Source organism: Streptococcus pneumoniae (assembly GCA_040719455.1).
Taxonomy (GTDB): domain Bacteria; phylum Bacillota; class Bacilli; order Lactobacillales; family Streptococcaceae; genus Streptococcus; species Streptococcus pneumoniae_G.
In genome coordinates this window covers 1,075,462-1,091,758 of the sequence record JBFDTN010000001.1, presented here as the reverse complement: position 1 = coordinate 1,091,758, position 16,297 = coordinate 1,075,462, and the positions used below count along the sequence as shown (strand labels likewise).

Here is a 16,297-nt window from a genome sequence, read left to right as displayed (position 1 = left end):
TGAAAGGAGACAATATGGGCTTATCAGAAACCTTAAAGGCGATTTCGGCGCCGATTCGAAGGCAGATTTTGGATAGTTTAAAGTTGGGTCCTAAGTCTGCAGGTGAGATTGTGGAGCTCTTTCAGCTGAGTGGTGCTACGGTCTCACATCACTTGTCTGTCCTGAAAAAATCAGGTCTCATTTTAGAAGAAAAGCAGAAAAACTTTATTTACTACCGACTCAACTATACTGTATTTGAAGAAGTGCTGGTCTGGATTGCCAGCTTTGGAGGGGAAAAAGATGAAAAAAATTGATTGGAAAATGCTTCTTGTAACCAGTAATATATTTTTGATACCACTTATTCTTGTGTTTATTTACTACGGACAGTTGCCAGATGTGTTACAGACCCATTTTGGCATGGACAATCAGGTAAATGGAACCAGTAGCAAATGGATGGCGCTTATAGTTACTCCAGTGATGGTATTCTTATGTCATATTTTCTTATGCATCATGCTTGATGTGACGAACAGCAGCCGTATTCCTGTTATCAAGCTTATCAAATGGATCATGCCTATCATTTTGACCTTTGTTACGGTAAGTATCTTATTAGCAAATTTGGGTAATCAACTGGATTATCGAAGGCTGGTTGTAGCTCTGTTAGCGGGATTGTATCTGGTGATGGGCAATTACATGCCAAAAGATGCAGCAGGAGTGGCAGGAACGCAAAGCTTAGAGCTTCGTAAAAAATCTGCCTATCTTTTCATAGGAGGTGCCATAGCGCTTCTCATTAGTCTATTTTTTGAACCATTTGTATCCATAGTTGTTTTGGTGTTCTTTACGATTTCAGCGATTTTCTGGAGTTTGTATTGTGCTTATAAAGGTTATAAAACCTATCGTTCGTAAAAGATTTGGTCATGTCGATCAAATCTTTTTTATATTTGAGAAGTATTGTTCTTTTTCTGCCAAGGTATGGTATAATGAAGAGATTGATAAAAGGTGGTACTTATGGCAAAATTGATTCCAGGGAAAATCCGCACCGAAGGAATTGCCCTCTATGAAAATGGAAAAATTGACATTGTAGATGTCAAAGATCAGATGATTTATAGCCGAGTGGAGGATCAGCAGATTCGTTATAGTTTGGAAGATGAGGCTATTTTTTGTGCCTGTGATCTTTTTCAGAAAAAGGGTTACTGCGCTCACTTAGCAGGATTGGAATATTTTCTGAAAAACAACGAAGAAGGAAAGGCGCTTCTTGAGAGTCTTACTAGCGAGCAATCTCATACGGAAGAAACCCATAGCAAGGTGTCTTTTGGTAGTCTTTTTTTAGATAAGATTTTACCAGAGCCAGTAGAGGAAATCTACCAATTATCCGCTGTTGGGCAGGAGGATACTTACTCGGGAAATTTCCTATGGACTTTGCGTATCAGCCGTCTGCCTGATGAACGCTCCTATGTTGTTCGTGATATTAAGGCTTTTTTTGGCGTTCTAGAAAAAGAAGGGCACTATCAGATTGGCAAGAACTACTACGAACCCTTGTCTCTAGCCATGTTTGATGAAGCGAGTCGTGATTTGATTGCCTTTTTAAGAGGACTCTTATCGGATGCTGAGTTTATCTTTGTAAATAGTGGACGGCACCTCTATTTTCCAGCCAGTTTGTTTGAAGAGGGATTGACTCTCTTGATGAATTTGACGCAGTTTCATTTGGAATACAGTGTCTATGATTATGAGTGGTTGACCTTTCAAGATTTGCACGAAGAATCAGGGATTTATCAGTTTGATGTTCAAGAATTTCCAGCCTACTTTGAATTGACGATAACAGAGGAGAAGGTCAAATCCTTGTTTGAGGACCAATTTCTCTTTTATGGAAATGGTTTTTACCAGCTAAATCCAGAGCAGGTGCGGATGGTGAGAGCTCTTCGCGAATTACCAAGCGATGAAGATGGCAAGAAACGCTTGCAGTTTGACCGAGGAGAGCAAGCAAAACTAGCCGCCAGTCTTTTGGAATTTGGTAAAGTTGGTCAAGTAGTGGCTCCACAAAATCTTTTGATTCGAGCATTTACGCCACACTTTTTCTTTGATGTGGCAGAGGATCATCGCTTGAAGCTTGAGATTTCCTTTGATTATGGCGATGTGGTGGTGGACAATCAAGAGAAGTTAGAAGGGCTTGCTTTTGCCAGTGATTTTCACTTGGAGCAGCGAGTGTTTGATCAGGCGCGCTTGGCAGGATTTGATGGCAAGTTTTCAAGTTTACGTCCGCCTTTGGAGGCAAAAGAGGTCTATCCTTTCTTTCATGAGGTTTTGCCTGCTTTTGAAGCTCTTGGTCAGATTGAGCTGACAGAGCGTTTTGAGGGATTGTATCAGATTGAAAAGCCCTCTATTACCGTGACGACCAATGGGAGCTTACTGGATATCGGATTTGATTTTGACATGATTGATAAGGGAGAAGTGGATGATGCTTTAGAGGCTCTCTTTAGCTCGCAGAATTTCTTTGTTAGCCAGTCAGGTAAGGTTTTGGTTTTTGATGAGGAAACCAAAAAAATCAGCGAAACTCTCCAGCGATTGCGGGCAAAAAAAGGAAAAGACGGCGTCTTACAAACGCACCGCATCGCTGCCTATCAGTTGTCGGAGCTGTTCCAAGGACAGGACAAGGTTCAGTTTTCAGCGGAGTTTAAGAGTCTCGCCCACGATTTGACGCACCCAGAGGAATTCACCCTGCCAAACTTATCTGTGAAAGCAGATTTGCGTGACTATCAAGAAACAGGTGTCAAGTGGATGAGTATGCTTCACCACTACGGCTTTGGGGGGATTTTAGCAGATGATATGGGATTGGGTAAGACCCTCCAAACCATTAGTTTTTTGACCAGTCAGCTCAAGGAAGAGACAAAGGTCTTGATTTTAGCCCCATCAAGTCTCATTTATAACTGGGCAGATGAATTCAAGAAATTTGCTCCAACAGTTGATGTGGCAGTTGTCTATGGCTTAAAACCTTTGCGAGATAGCCTGATTGAAAAGAACCATCAGGTCGTTATTACCAGCTATGCGTCTTTTCGCCAAGATGTGGAAGAATACAGTAAAATACGCTTTGACTATCTCTTTTTAGATGAGGCGCAGGTCATGAAAAATGCCCAGACTAAGATTGCCCAGCATTTGCGCTCCTTTGATGTGGGGACGACCTTTGCCTTATCCGGAACGCCGATTGAAAATCACTTGGGCGAACTCTGGTCTATTTTCCAGATTGTCTTGCCTGGGCTTTTGCCAAGTAAGAAAGACTTTTTGAAATTGCCGGCTGAGCAAGTGGCGCGCTACATTCAGCCTTTTGTCATGCGCAGAAAGAAAGAAGATGTCTTGCAGGAATTGCCAGATTTGATTGAGGTGGTGTATAGTAATGAGTTGGCAGATAGTCAAAAAGCGATTTATCTGGCACAGCTCAAGCAAATGCAGGAGAGGGTCATGCTTGCAACAGATGAGGAATTGAATCGTAGCAAGATGGAAATTTTGTCTGGTCTGATGCGTTTGCGTCAGATTTGCGATACGCCGTCGCTCTTTTTAGAGGATTATAGAGGGGAAAGTGGGAAATTAGAAAGCCTTCGTCAGTTATTGGAACAATTACAAGACGGTGAACACCGTGTCCTTATCTTCTCACAATTTAGAGGGATGTTGGACATTGTCGAGGAAGAATTGAGGAAGCTAGGCATGTCTTCCTTTAAAATCACAGGCTCTACTCCAGCCAAGGAACGCCAAGAGATGACACGCTCCTTTAACAATGGTGAAAAAGATGCTTTCCTTATTTCCCTAAAGGCAGGAGGAGTTGGTTTAAACCTAACAGGGGCAGATACTGTGATTTTGGTCGATTTATGGTGGAATCCAGCTGTCGAAGCGCAGGCGATTGGTCGTGCCCATCGTATGGGGCAAGATAGAAATGTTGAAGTCTATCGGATGATTACAAGAGGCACAATCGAAGAAAAAATCCAAGAATTGCAAGAAAACAAGCGCCATTTGGTATCTACGATTTTAGATGGAACCGAATCAAGAGGAAGTCTTAGCGTAGCCGAAATTCGAGAAATTTTAGGAATTTCAGCTGAATAACTTGAAAAATTGGTGCAATAGGTTATAATGAAGTGTTGAAAGGAATTGGACGAATGAGAGAAAAAACTTTTCCAATCGTGGCAGATGATGACATCGTGCTGACAGAAATGCCCTCGATGAATCTGTATAATGAAGAGGATTTGATCAGCAACATCATGGGCGACTATACTGATCGAAATTACCTAGAATGGGAACCTATTGCAGATGGTAGTAAGGCTGCATCTTCGTTTGCATTGAATCAAGAAACATCCCAAAAACGCCAAAAAACCTACGGTGAATTAGCTCGTGAACAAGCGCGTGAAGATTTAAAAAAGAAACGTTCAGCGGCTTATTTGACGAGCCCTATGCCCAGTAAATCCCACGGCTTTAACAAGCGAGATACTGCAAAAAAGCATCATCAAGTAAAACCAACCGCTCCTTTTCAGAAGGAAAAACCAGGTGAATTTGCCAAGTATGGCACAAAATTAAAGCAAAAGAGCTATATCTTAGCAGATCTTCCACAGGAGAAGTCACAATCCACTAAGGAAGCCTCTTCAAAGAGTAAAAATAGCTATGATTTTTTGAAAAAAAGTCAGATTTATAACCCAGAAATCAAACAGACAAAACGTGGACAAGGACATGCCCAAGAGTTAAATCTAACTCGTTTTGAGAAAAAATAAGGAGATATTATGACAAAAGTTTACCATTTTATAGGGATTAAGGGCTCAGGAATGAGTGCGCTTGCCCTTATGTTGCACCAAATGGGACACAAGGTTCAAGGGAGCGACGTTGAAAAATATTATTTTACCCAAAGAGGTCTTGAGCAGGCAGGCATTCCGATCCTTCCTTTTGATGAGAAAAATATCACAGATAATATGGAAATCATCGCAGGAAATGCTTTTCGCCCAGATAACAATGTAGAGATCGCCTATGCTGATAAGGTAGGTATTCCGTATCGTCGTTACCATGAATTTTTAGGAAGTTTCATGCGTGACTTTGTTAGCTTTGGAGTTGCTGGAGCGCATGGTAAGACCTCGACAACAGGAATTTTATCTCATGTCTTGTCTAATATCACAGATACTAGCTATTTAATTGGAGATGGAACAGGACGTGGCTCTAGTCAAGCCAAATACTTCGTCTTTGAATCAGACGAGTATGAGCGCCACTTCATGCCTTATCATCCTGAGTATTCGATTATTACCAATATCGACTTTGATCATCCAGACTACTTCACCAGCTTAGAAGACGTTTTTCATGCCTTTGATGACTATGCAAAGCAAGTGAGCAAAGGACTCTTTCTTTACGGTGAAGATGAGGAGTTGCGTAAGATTACAGCAAATGCTCCAATTTACTATTATGGCTTTGAAGAAGGAAATGATTTAGTTGCCCATGATTTGTTGCGCGCAACGACAGGTTCAAGCTTTAGAGTTTCTTTCCGTGGCGAAGACTTAGGCGAATTTAAGATTCCAACCTTTGGTCGTCACAATATCATGAATGCCACAGCAGTCATTGGCTTGCTATATGTGGCAGGCTTTGATTTGGACTTGGTGCGTGAACATCTCATTACCTTTGAAGGTGTGAAACGTCGTTTTACTGAAAAAATTGTCAATGGAACAACGATTATTGACGATTTTGCCCACCATCCAACAGAAATCATTGCGACCTTGGATGCGGCTCGTCAGAAATATCCAAGTAAGGAAATTATCGCGATTTTCCAACCGCATACCTTTACACGGACGATTGCGCTTTTAGATGAGTTTGCGGAAGCACTCAATCAAGCGGATGCTGTCTATTTGGCTCAAATTTATGGGTCTGCCCGTGAAGTGGATAATGGGGATGTGAAAGTTGAAGACTTGGCAGATAAGATTATCAAAAAAGCTGAAGTTATCACGGTGGATAATGTCTCTCCGCTTCTTGAGCATGAAGATGCTGTCTATGTCTTTATGGGAGCAGGGGATATTCAGACCTATGAATATTCGTTTGAACAACTCTTGGCAAGTTTGACCAGCAATGTTCAATAAGAATTTCTCAATTCAAAAAGTCACAGACTGGGAAGAAATCAAGCGATTAGATAGCTTGATTTTCGCAGATAGGCTACTAGAAGCAGAAACTTTTGAGGAAACAATCGCCTTTCTCTTTACTCTTGATGGAGAGTCGTGTGCCTTCTTATTAGGGCAGAACTCAGATGATTTCTTTGAGATAAAGCGCCTTGGAGTGATGCCTCGATATGAGCGCCAAGGGATTGGGACTTTACTCCTTGCAGCTGTAAAAGAAGAAGCAGTAGCAAATCAGTGGAAAGGATTGATTCTTACCCCTCACGGAGAGGAACATTTCTTTTCTATGAATGGTTTTCAGCTAGAGGTTTATGAGGAGTCTTTCGAGATCCGTATGTTATGGACAAATCCGTATAGGAGGCTAGAGTGAGGATTAGGCAAGCAAGAGTAGAAGATTTGGCAGCTATTGTCAAAATCGAGCTAGAAAATTTCAGTGCAGATGAAGCGATGAGCCAAGAAGTGCTAGAGGCGCATATCAAGCATTGCAAGACCAGTTTTTTGGTGGCAGAGCAAGAAGGAGAGCTTCTAGGCTATCTTGAAGGACCTGTGCAGGCAGAGCGTCACCTCAAAGATTTGTCCTTTACGACAGAAGTAATTGACGAGAGTGAGCATGTTGGGGGCTACATTTCAATTACGAGTCTTTCTATTTCTCCTCAAGCACAGGGCTTGGGAGTGGGGAAAGCCTTGCTTAATGCTATGAAAGAAGTCGCTCAAAAAGACGGGCGCTTAGGAATCAATCTCACTTGCCACGACTATTTAATTGCTTACTATGAACGGCACGGCTTTGTCAATGAAGGGGTCTCTTATTCTCAGTATGCTGGAGAAATTTGGTATGATTTGGTCTGGGAGCCTGAAAAATAAGGGGGAGAAGACCTCTAATATTGCATTTATTTTGCTTTTAAGATATAATAGTGAGGATTATAAACAAGGAGGACAGGCATTTGTCTGATAATTCACAAGATACACAAAAGCTAAGTTTCAAAGAGCAGATTTTGCGAGATTTGGCAAGAGCTAAGGGGAATGAACTGCCCGAAAAACCAGAAGAAGTTGGAAATCTTGAAGAGAAATTAGGAATTGCGAATTTCTTACAAGAGCCTCATCCAATAGAAACAGCAGAAAATGAAGAGATGGAGCCAGTTTCTGAGCCAGAGGCAGAAGAAGAGTGGGACACACCGATCGTAACCGAAACGATTGAGTTTGTATCTCCAGCAAAAGAGGAAGCAGAACCTTCTCTTGAGCCAGTTGTTGAGCCAGAACCGACTCTAGATCTAGAAGTGTATGACAAGGACTACAATACCTTGAAAACACCAGTATCTGTTTCCTATAAAGGTGATGGACGAGAAATCACTTCAAATGGAATCGAAGTTAAAGAACCGATTCCAACAGGTGCACTAAAAGAGCTAGAACCAGCTGAAAAAGCTGTTTCTAGAATGGAACGTGCAGCCAAAGAAACCAAGAAAAAACGTCAAAACAATGTCGCGAAAAAGATTGTTGGAACTGTTTTTGCTCTCTTAACTATTGCGATTATCGCAACAGGTGCTTTCTTTGCCTATTATGTTCACAATGCTTTGCAGCCAGTTGATGCAGCTAGTAAAGAATTTGTGACGGTAGAAGTACCAGCGGGATCAAGCACCAAAGAAATTGGAGGCATTCTTGAAAAAGCTGGTTTGATTAAAAATGCTCAAGTCTTTAATTTCTATACGAAGTTTAAAAACTACGCTTCGTTCAAATCTGGATTCTACAATCTGAAGAAGAGCATGGATACCGATAGTATCGCAAAAGCCCTTCAAGAAGGTGGTACAGAAGAAGCGGTAACTCCAGCTCTTGCTAAATTAACTATTCCAGAAGGTTATACGATTGACCAAATGGCGCAAGTCATTACTGATTTGAAAGATGCAAGTGGTAAGATTAGCTCTGCGGACTTTTTAGCAAAAGTTCAAGATGAAGCCTTTATCGCGCAAGAAGTTGCAAAATATCCAACTCTTCTAGCAACACTTCCAACTAAGGAAAGTGGAGTGAAATATCGCTTAGAAGGCTATCTATTCCCAGCGACTTATGAAATCAAAGAAGAGACGACAGCTGAAAGCTTGATTGATGAAATGCTGGCTGCTATGGATCAGACCATGTCAGCCTACTACGACACATTAGCTGCTAAAAACTTGACAGTTAATGATGTGTTGACCTTAGCGTCACTCGTAGAAAAAGAAGGTTCGACAGATAAAGACAGAAAAGATATTGCAGGTGTCTTCTACAATCGTCTCAACCAAGGTATGCCATTACAAAGTAATATTGCGATTTTGTATGCCCAAGGTAAACTTGGTCAAAAGACAACCTTGGCAGAAGATGCTGGAATTGATACCAATATCGACTCTCCATTTAACATCTACAACAGAACAGGTCTAATGCCTGGACCAGTGGATAGTCCAAGTAAGGCAGCGATTGATGCGACAGTAAATCAAAATAAATCAGACTATCTCTACTTTGTAGCAGATGTATCTACTGGAACTGTTTACTTTGCCAATACCTATGAAGAGCATGAGAAAAATGTTCAAGAGCATGTAAACAGTAAATTGCAATAAGAAACAAACTGGGACTTTGTCCCAGCCTTTGTTTTTAAAAGAACAAAAAAGAAAGAAGAATGAACATGGCAGAAAAAACCTATTCAATGACCCTTGCGGAAAAAGAAAAACTAGAAAAAGAATTAGAAGAGCTGAAACTCGTTCGCCGTCCTGAAGTCGTCGAGCGGATTAAGATTGCGCGTTCTTACGGAGACTTGTCTGAAAATAGTGAGTACGAAGCAGCCAAAGATGAGCAAGCTTTTGTGGAAGGACAAATTTCAAGTTTGGAGACTAAGATTCGTTATGCAGAGATTGTGGATAGCGATTCTGTGGCTCAAGATGAAGTTGCGATTGGAAAAACAGTTACCCTTCAAGAAATTGGAGAAAGCGAAGAAGAAATCTATCATATCGTTGGTGCAGCAGGTGCGGATGCATTTGCCAATAAAGTGTCCAACGAAAGCCCAATCGGTCATGCCTTGATTGGTAAAAAGACAGGAGATACCGCAACGATTGTCACCCCTGTTGGTAGCTATGATGTGAAAATCTTGAAAGTTGAAAAAACAGTTTAAAAGATGGGAAGTCCCATCTTTTTTGCTTGCATTCGTAAATTGTAAAAAAATTCCAAAAATTGAAGGAAATTCTTTTCTTTTGAGTAAAAGAAGTGGTATAATAGCCCTATTATAGTCATTTAGTTTTTATTTATTACGTCGTTACCTCGTCTTGCTCCAACAGTCCAGTGGACTGTTGGAGGTTGGAAATAAGGATTATGCCATAATCCTCAGTTAACCCCAGTTATGCCTGCGATTTGTTGCCTAGTACTAAATCAAAATTAAACAACTATATAATCTTAGAGTGGGATGTATCCTATTCTGTTTGAAAAGGGAGAAAGCATATGAAAAAAAGTTTCATTCATCAGCAGCAAGAAATTTCCTTTGTCAAAAATACCTTTACCCAGTATTTGATTGATAAGTTGGAGATTGTAGAAGTGCAAGGACCGATTTTGAGTCGGGTTGGCGATGGGATGCAGGATAATCTCTCTGGTGTGGAAAATGCAGTATCGGTGCATGTCAAGGAGATTCCGGACGCTGAGTATGAGGTGGTGCACTCGCTAGCCAAATGGAAACGCCATACCTTGGCACGCTTTGGATTCAACGAAGGAGAGGGACTTTTTGTCCACATGAAAGCCCTTCGTCCAGATGAGGATTCACTTGATGAGATTCACTCTATTTATGTGGATCAATGGGATTGGGAAAAGGTGATTCCAGATGGACAGCGTAATGTAGCCTATCTCAAAGAAACCGTTGAAAAAATTTACAAGGCGATTCGCTTGACGGAGCTAGCTGTGGAAGCTCGATTTGATATTGAGGCGGTCTTGCCTAAAAAAATTACGTTTGTTCATACAGAGGAATTAGTGGAAAAATATCCTGATCTGACTCCGAAAGAACGTGAGACGGCAGTGGCAAAAGAATATGGAGCTGTTTTTCTTATCGGAATTGGAGGCGAATTGGCTGATGGCAAACCACATGATGGCAGAGCGCCAGACTATGATGACTGGACTACCCTTTCTGAAAATGGATACAAGGGCTTAAATGGGGATATTTTAGTCTGGAATGAGCAATTAGGCGCTGCTTTTGAGCTGTCTTCCATGGGAATTCGTGTAGATGAAGAGGCACTGAAACGTCAGGTGGCAATCACGGGAGATGAGGATCGATTGGACTATGAATGGCACCGCGCTTTGTTAAATGGTCTTTTCCCACTGACGATTGGGGGCGGTATTGGGCAGTCTCGCTTAGTTATGTTCTTACTCCGTAAGAAGCATATTGGTGAAGTACAATCGAGTGTCTGGCCTAAGCAGGTTCGTGATCAGTTTAAAAATATTTTATAGGAGAAGAGTTGGGCATTTGCCTAACTCTTTTTGGTATTTTTGTCATTTTATAGAATACGAATAGCCAAAATTTTGCTATAATAGAGCTTATGAGAGTTGTTGCAGGTATGTATGGGGGACGCCCCTTAAAAACGTTAGATGGAAAGACGACGCGACCGACGACTGATAAGGTCAAGGGGGCTATTTTTAACATGATTGGTCCTTATTTTGAGGGGGGACGTGTCTTGGATTTGTATGCAGGAAGTGGGGGATTAGCGATTGAGGCTATTTCTCGCGGAATGCTAGAGGCTGTATTGGTAGAGAAAGAGCGCAGAGCTCAAGCCATTATTCAGCAAAATATCACGATGACTAAGGAAGCAGAGAAATTTCAGCTTTTAAAAATGGAAGCAGGAAAGGCACTTCTCCAGATAGCTGGTCCGTTTGATTTGGTTTTCTTAGATCCACCCTATGCTAAAGAGACGATATTGTCAGATGTAGAAGCATTAGCTACGCGTCATCTTCTGTCAGAAGATGCTTTACTGGTGTGTGAAACGGATAAGGCTGTGGAGTTACCAGAAGAAATTTCTGGTTTTCACATTTGGAAGCAAAAAGTCTATGGGATTTCAAAGGTGACGGTCTATGCACGATAAGATTGGATTATTTACAGGATCATTTGATCCGATTACAAATGGGCATGTGGAGCTCATTGAGCGTGCCAGTCGCTTGTTTGATATTTTGTATGTCGGCATTTTTTACAATCCAGCAAAGACAGGTTTGTTCAAGATAGAGAGTCGAGAAAAGATGGTCAAGAAAGCTCTGTCTCATCTGGAGAATGTCTCTGTGGTAGTGTCTCAGGATGAAGTGGCTGTTGCTGTGGCTGAAAGGTTAAAGGTCACCAGTTTTGTCAGAGGTTTGCGAAATGGGCAGGATTTGGAATACGAGCAAGAATTAGCCTTTTTTAATCGAGAATTGGCAAGGGATGTAGACACGATTTTTCTAGTGCCCTCGCCCCAAGTCCGCTATCTATCGTCTTCTCGTGTGCGTGAATTAATCGCTTTTGGTCAAGATATATCGGCTTATGTGCCCAAAAGCGTTGTAAAGGAGTTAGTAAATGAACAGGAAAAAAACGAGCCGTAAATGGCTCATTGTAGCTCTAATAGGATTTTTATGCTTTGTTTTAGCGTTTATCGTGCCTTTGCCTTACTATATTGAGGTACCAGGGGGAGCAGAGGATATTCGAGAAGTCCTCAAAGTGGATGATAAAGAAGATACAGCGGCAGGCTCTTATAACTTTGTGACGGTGGGCATTCAGCATGCGACCTTCGCACATTTGGTTTATGCTTGGTTGACACCGTTTACGGATATTCATACAGCAGAGGAAGTGACAGGAGGCTCTTCAGACCGAGAATTTCTGCGAATCAATCAATTTTACATGGAAACTTCCCAAAATATGGCTAAATACCAAGGTCTTAAACTGGCAGGCAAGGAAATCGAGATGAAGTATTTAGGAGTCTATGTCTTGCAAGTCGCCAAAGATTCGACCTTTAAAGGCATTTTAAATATCGCAGATACCGTGACAGGTGTCAATGATAAGACCTTTCAAAGCTCAAAAGAATTGATTGACTATGTTGGTTCTCAAAAAATCGGTGATAAGGTCAAGGTAACCTATGAAGAAGATGGACAAGTCAAGTCAGCAGAAGGTAAGATTATCAAGCTAGAAAATGGTAAAAACGGAATCGGTATTAGCCTGATTGACCGAACAGAGGCGACAAGCAGTGTTCCGATTGTATTTTCAACCGCAGGTATTGGCGGCCCTAGTGCAGGATTGATGTTTAGCTTAGCGATTTATACGCAATTAGCGGACCCAGAATTACGTGCTGGGCGAAATATTGCAGGAACAGGGACGATTGATAAGGATGGTCATGTCGGAGACATCGGTGGGATTGATAAGAAGGTCGTTGCTGCTGCCCAAAAAGGAGCAAGTATTTTCTTTGCGCCGGACAATCCTGTAACAGATGAAGAGAAAAAGGCGAATCCAAATGCAAAAACCAACTATGAGGTGGCAAAAGAAGCTGCCAAAGAGATTGGGACTGACATGAAGATTGTTCCTGTGAAAACTTTGCAGGAAGCCATTGATTACCTCAAAAAGAGTGATCAATAATAGAGTGAAACGCAGCTAGTAGCTGTGTTTTTTAGGTTAAATCGTCTGACTTTTTTCAGAAAGCTAGTTTTCTTTGGGAAATGCTGCCTAAGCAAAGGCTTTTGTGGTAAAATAGAAGAGATACGAGTAAAGAAATGATAAAGGAAGATTATGCGTAAAGAGATTGCACCAGAATTATACAATTACAATAAATTTCCAGGACCAGAATTCCGGCAGATTGGCACCAAGATTGTAGCAGATCAGTTGGAGTTTGAAATGGTTGAAAATCAGAAAGACGGCTTTGATGTGACGGCTTTTAACCAACGTTTTTCAGAGATTTTGACCAAATATGATTATTTGGTTGGAGATTGGGGAAATGAGCAGCTGCGCTTAAGGGGATTTTATAAGGATGAGCGCTCTGTTGAGAATTCAGCGAAAATCAGTCGTTTAGAAGATTATCTGCTAGAGTATTGCAACTATGGCTGTGCCTATTTTGTATTGGAAAATGTAGAGCCAAAGAAAGCGTCATTTGATAAAAAGACACGCAAGAAGCGTGAACCAGAGCAAAAACAAGGCTTTAAACGGAAAAAACGCCAAGCAAAGAAAACAGAGATGCCAGAGCCGAAGAAAAAAGCGCGCGAGCGTCGTTCTGAGAGCAGAGAACAAACCCGCAATCGTCATTTTGTCATTCGTTCAAAATAAGGAGAAACCATGAAACCATCAATTTATAGTTTGACTCGTCAGGGCATGCAGGAATGGGCAGAAGCGCATGGAGAAAAGAAATTCCGTGTTAGCCAGATTTGGGAATGGCTCTACCGCAAGCGTGTCCAAAGTTTTGCGGAAATGACCAATTTACCGAAAGATTTAATTGCTACATTAGAAGAGCAATTTGTCGTAAATCCACTCAAGCAGCGTATCGTGCAAGAGTCAGCAGACGGGACGGTCAAATACCTTTTTGAATTGCCAGATGGTATGCTGATTGAAACGGTTCTTATGCGTCAGCACTACGGTTTGTCTGTCTGTGTTACAACGCAAGTGGGATGCAATATCGGCTGTACTTTCTGTGCCAGTGGTTTGATTAAAAAGCAACGGGATTTGAACAATGGAGAAATTGTTGCCCAGATTATGCTAGTACAAAAGTATTTTGATGAGCGCGGGTTAGATGAGCGTGTCAGCCACATTGTGGTGATGGGGATTGGTGAGCCATTTGATAATTATGACAATGTCTTAAATTTTGTACGGACAGTGAACGATGACAAGGGATTAGCCATCGGAGCACGGCACATTACCGTATCTACCTCTGGTTTAGCCCATAAAATTCGCGATTTTGCAGGTGAAGGAGTGCAGGTCAATTTGGCTGTGTCTCTTCATGCTCCCAATAATGAACTGCGATCAAGCATCATGAAAATCAACCGTGCCTTTCCGATTGAGAAATTATTTGCAGCCATTGAATACTATATTGAAACGACCAATCGCAGGGTAACTTTTGAGTACATTATGCTAAATGAGGTCAATGATGATGTCGAGCAGGCCTTGGAATTGGCTGAGCTGCTGAAAAACATCAAGAAATTATCCTATGTCAATCTCATTCCCTACAATCCTGTGACCGAGCATGACCAATATAGTCGCAGTCCTAAAGAGCGTGTGATGGCCTTTTATGATACTTTGAAAAAACATGGGGTAAATTGTGTGGTTCGTCAGGAACATGGAACAGATATTGATGCTGCTTGTGGTCAGTTGCGCTCGAATACTATGAAGAAAGATCGTGAAAAAGCTCTTGCAACACAGATCTAGTATGTGGAGGAAATGGTTTAAGAATGGGGAGGTTACGAAAGAGGCAAGAAGATGGGTTCAAAGAGCGACTCTCGTCTATATCTTTCTCCTTGTGCTCATGTGCTTTACACCGCAGGTATCAGATGGTATCGAGACGCCTGGAATTGAGCATTTTGGGCGCGTGGTTGTCTTATTGACCCCCTTTAATTCCTTCATTCGCTTGGGTGAAATCACTAGCATTTGGCAGCTGGGCAAGGTCATTTTGCAAAATATCATGAATGTCTTTTTGCTGTTTCCCTTGATCATTCAGCTCCTTTTCTTGTATCCGTCTTTGAGACATAAAAAGCGGATTATCTGGCTTAGTTTTCTCATGAGTTTAGGGATTGAGCTGACACAGGTTTTCTTGGATATTTTCTTTGATGCCAATCGGGTTTTTGAAATCGATGATCTCTGGACCAATACCTTGGGTGGTTATCTAGCCTATTGGGCGTATCGTCAACTGAGAAAAAGATCAGTATCTGCTAAGCAGTAGCAACTTAATCATAAGAATGATCCATACACCAATGGAAAGATAGGGAATAAAGGCTAACCTATCTTTCTTTTTTTGGAAGATAAAGGTCGCAAGCCCCAGAAGACAAGCGATTTGTAGCATGAGTAAAATCTCTGTTAGTGAGAAAATCGCCGTTGCCGAAGCTAAAAAGAGAAAGTCTCCTGCTCCAATCCCAATCGGAATTACTTGAGCTAAACAGCTAATCACGAGAAATAAAAGACTCCAGAGATTGAAAGGAGCTATGACCCAAAGAGGAAGTTGAAAGAAGAGCCAGACTAGCAAAGGATATTCTTGGTGCTTGCTATCATAGATACTGAGAGTCAAACTCATAAATAGAAGAATGACTTCAGAGATGGAGAGAATGCCATATGACGCAGCGAGAGTAAGAAAACCACCCAGGCATTCAAAGACTGCATACCAAATTGGAATAGCTTGACCACAGAAACGACAGTGAAAACGATTGAAAACTTGAGAGAAGATTGGTACTAAGTCTCTTGCTTTGAGCTGTTTTTTACAAGCATCACAATGGCTTGCAGGAAAGCAAATTGACTGTTCAGGAAAGCGATCGATGACCACCCCTAAAAAGGAAGCAGCAATACTGCCCACCACAAAGAAATATAAATGAATCATACTTATTCATTCGTAAAAAGAATTCTGAAAAATTGCAACTTTTCTCATTTAAGGGAAATCCCTTGCTTTTCTTATTTAGAAAGATTATAATTAAGGTACAAAAAGAAAAGAGGTATTTTTTATGAACACAACAAAACAAGCCCCAGCAGCAGATGTGGCAACATTTTCAAAAACCGTAGCTGACAAACTTCCTCAAACTAAGGCAGTCTTGAACCAAGCCGTAGCCGATCTTTACACAGCTCGTATCGCTCTTCACCAAGTTCACTGGTATATGCGTGGACAGGGTTTTCTTGTATGGCATCCTAAAATGGATGAATATATGGATTCCTTGAATGAACACTTGGATGAAATCAGCGAACGCTTGATTACACTTGGTGGAGCCCCTTATTCAACCTTAAGTGAATTTATCAAACACAGCAAGATTGAAGAAGAAGTCGGTAGCTTTGAGCATACGATGGAAGAAAACTTGACGCGTGTCCTTTCAATTTTCTGCTATCTGGTTAGCCTTTTCCAAGAAGGATTAGATGCGACAGATGAAGAAGGTGACGATGTGACTAACGGTATCTTTAGCGATGCTAAAGGTGAGATTGAAAAACATATCTGGATGATTGCCGCAGAGCTAGGACAAGCACCTGGTTTGTAAAAATCATGTGTAGAAAGGTTGAGCAAGAAGCTCAGCCTTTT

At 41.4% G+C, this 16,297-nt stretch carries 18 protein-coding genes; 17 read left to right on the top strand and 1 reads right to left on the bottom strand.

Annotated elements, in window-relative coordinates; all coding sequences use genetic code 11:
• Window positions 1-14 precede the first annotated feature (14 nt).
• The 16 genes from AB1I63_05255 to AB1I63_05180 all read left to right on the top strand — a co-directional run bounded on the left by AB1I63_05255 (window position 15) and on the right by AB1I63_05180 (window position 14,965).
• Complete coding sequence (locus AB1I63_05255) at window positions 15-293, top strand: autorepressor SdpR family transcription factor (GenBank protein MEW4354293.1); 279 nt, start codon at window positions 15-17, stop codon at window positions 291-293.
• A complete protein-coding gene (locus AB1I63_05250) occupies window positions 280-882 on the top strand; it encodes a DUF1648 domain-containing protein (GenBank protein ID MEW4354292.1) in 603 nt (200 codons plus the stop codon). Before AB1I63_05255 ends, AB1I63_05250 begins: the two co-directional genes overlap by 14 nt.
• Before the next feature lie 102 nt (window positions 883-984).
• The gene (locus tag AB1I63_05245) at window positions 985-4,065 is read left to right on the top strand and encodes a DEAD/DEAH box helicase (GenBank protein MEW4354291.1); all 3,081 of its coding nucleotides are present in this window, start codon (window positions 985-987) and stop codon (window positions 4,063-4,065) included.
• Between the two features lie 53 nt (window positions 4,066-4,118).
• A complete protein-coding gene (locus AB1I63_05240; GenBank protein ID MEW4354290.1) occupies window positions 4,119-4,724 on the top strand; it encodes a cystathionine gamma-synthase in 606 nt (201 codons plus the stop codon).
• Between the two features lie 9 nt (window positions 4,725-4,733).
• Complete coding sequence (gene murC / locus AB1I63_05235) at window positions 4,734-6,065, top strand: UDP-N-acetylmuramate--L-alanine ligase (GenBank protein ID MEW4354289.1); 1,332 nt, start codon at window positions 4,734-4,736, stop codon at window positions 6,063-6,065.
• The gene (locus tag AB1I63_05230; protein ID MEW4354288.1) at window positions 6,055-6,468 is read left to right on the top strand and encodes a GNAT family N-acetyltransferase; all 414 of its coding nucleotides are present in this window, start codon (window positions 6,055-6,057) and stop codon (window positions 6,466-6,468) included. The genes murC and AB1I63_05230 overlap by 11 nt, the downstream gene beginning before the upstream one ends.
• Window positions 6,465-6,959, top strand: a complete 495-nt coding sequence (locus tag AB1I63_05225) for an N-acetyltransferase (GenBank protein MEW4354287.1) — start codon at window positions 6,465-6,467, stop codon at window positions 6,957-6,959. The genes AB1I63_05230 and AB1I63_05225 overlap by 4 nt, the downstream gene beginning before the upstream one ends.
• Window positions 6,960-7,039: 80 nt before the next feature.
• A complete protein-coding gene (gene mltG, locus AB1I63_05220; protein MEW4354286.1) occupies window positions 7,040-8,677 on the top strand; it encodes an endolytic transglycosylase MltG in 1,638 nt (545 codons plus the stop codon).
• Between the two features lie 65 nt (window positions 8,678-8,742).
• A complete protein-coding gene (greA, locus tag AB1I63_05215) occupies window positions 8,743-9,225 on the top strand; it encodes a transcription elongation factor GreA (GenBank protein ID MEW4354285.1) in 483 nt (160 codons plus the stop codon).
• 323 nt (window positions 9,226-9,548) lie between these two features.
• Window positions 9,549-10,541: an aspartate--ammonia ligase gene (gene asnA / locus AB1I63_05210; protein ID MEW4354284.1), complete on the top strand. Its 993-nt coding sequence runs from the start codon at window positions 9,549-9,551 to the stop codon at window positions 10,539-10,541.
• An 89-nt stretch (window positions 10,542-10,630) separates the two neighbouring features.
• A complete protein-coding gene (gene rsmD / locus AB1I63_05205; protein ID MEW4354283.1) occupies window positions 10,631-11,170 on the top strand; it encodes a 16S rRNA (guanine(966)-N(2))-methyltransferase RsmD in 540 nt (179 codons plus the stop codon).
• Window positions 11,160-11,657 (top strand): pantetheine-phosphate adenylyltransferase, encoded by a 498-nt coding sequence (coaD, locus tag AB1I63_05200; protein ID MEW4354282.1) that lies wholly within the window; start codon window positions 11,160-11,162, stop codon window positions 11,655-11,657. The genes rsmD and coaD overlap by 11 nt, the downstream gene beginning before the upstream one ends.
• Window positions 11,632-12,681, top strand: coding sequence for a SepM family pheromone-processing serine protease (locus AB1I63_05195; GenBank protein MEW4354281.1), 1,050 nt, complete (start codon window positions 11,632-11,634; stop codon window positions 12,679-12,681). Before coaD ends, AB1I63_05195 begins: the two co-directional genes overlap by 26 nt.
• A 150-nt stretch (window positions 12,682-12,831) precedes the next feature.
• Entirely contained in the window at window positions 12,832-13,362 is a 531-nt protein-coding gene (locus AB1I63_05190) for a YutD family protein (GenBank protein ID MEW4354280.1), read from the top strand.
• A gap of 9 nt (window positions 13,363-13,371) precedes the next feature.
• Window positions 13,372-14,454 (top strand): 23S rRNA (adenine(2503)-C(2))-methyltransferase RlmN, encoded by a 1,083-nt coding sequence (rlmN, locus tag AB1I63_05185; GenBank protein MEW4354279.1) that lies wholly within the window; start codon window positions 13,372-13,374, stop codon window positions 14,452-14,454.
• 1 nt (window position 14,455) lies between these two features.
• A complete protein-coding gene (locus tag AB1I63_05180) occupies window positions 14,456-14,965 on the top strand; it encodes a VanZ family protein (GenBank protein MEW4354278.1) in 510 nt (169 codons plus the stop codon).
• Here AB1I63_05180 and AB1I63_05175 read toward each other — a convergent pair.
• Window positions 14,945-15,613: a prepilin peptidase gene (locus AB1I63_05175; GenBank protein MEW4354277.1), complete on the bottom strand. Its 669-nt coding sequence runs from the start codon at window positions 15,611-15,613 to the stop codon at window positions 14,945-14,947. The genes AB1I63_05180 and AB1I63_05175 overlap by 21 nt on opposite strands.
• A 121-nt stretch (window positions 15,614-15,734) precedes the next feature.
• Between AB1I63_05175 and AB1I63_05170 the strand changes: the two genes are divergently transcribed.
• The gene (locus AB1I63_05170; GenBank protein ID MEW4354276.1) at window positions 15,735-16,256 is read left to right on the top strand and encodes a Dps family protein; all 522 of its coding nucleotides are present in this window, start codon (window positions 15,735-15,737) and stop codon (window positions 16,254-16,256) included.
• Window positions 16,257-16,297: the final 41 nt, after the last annotated feature.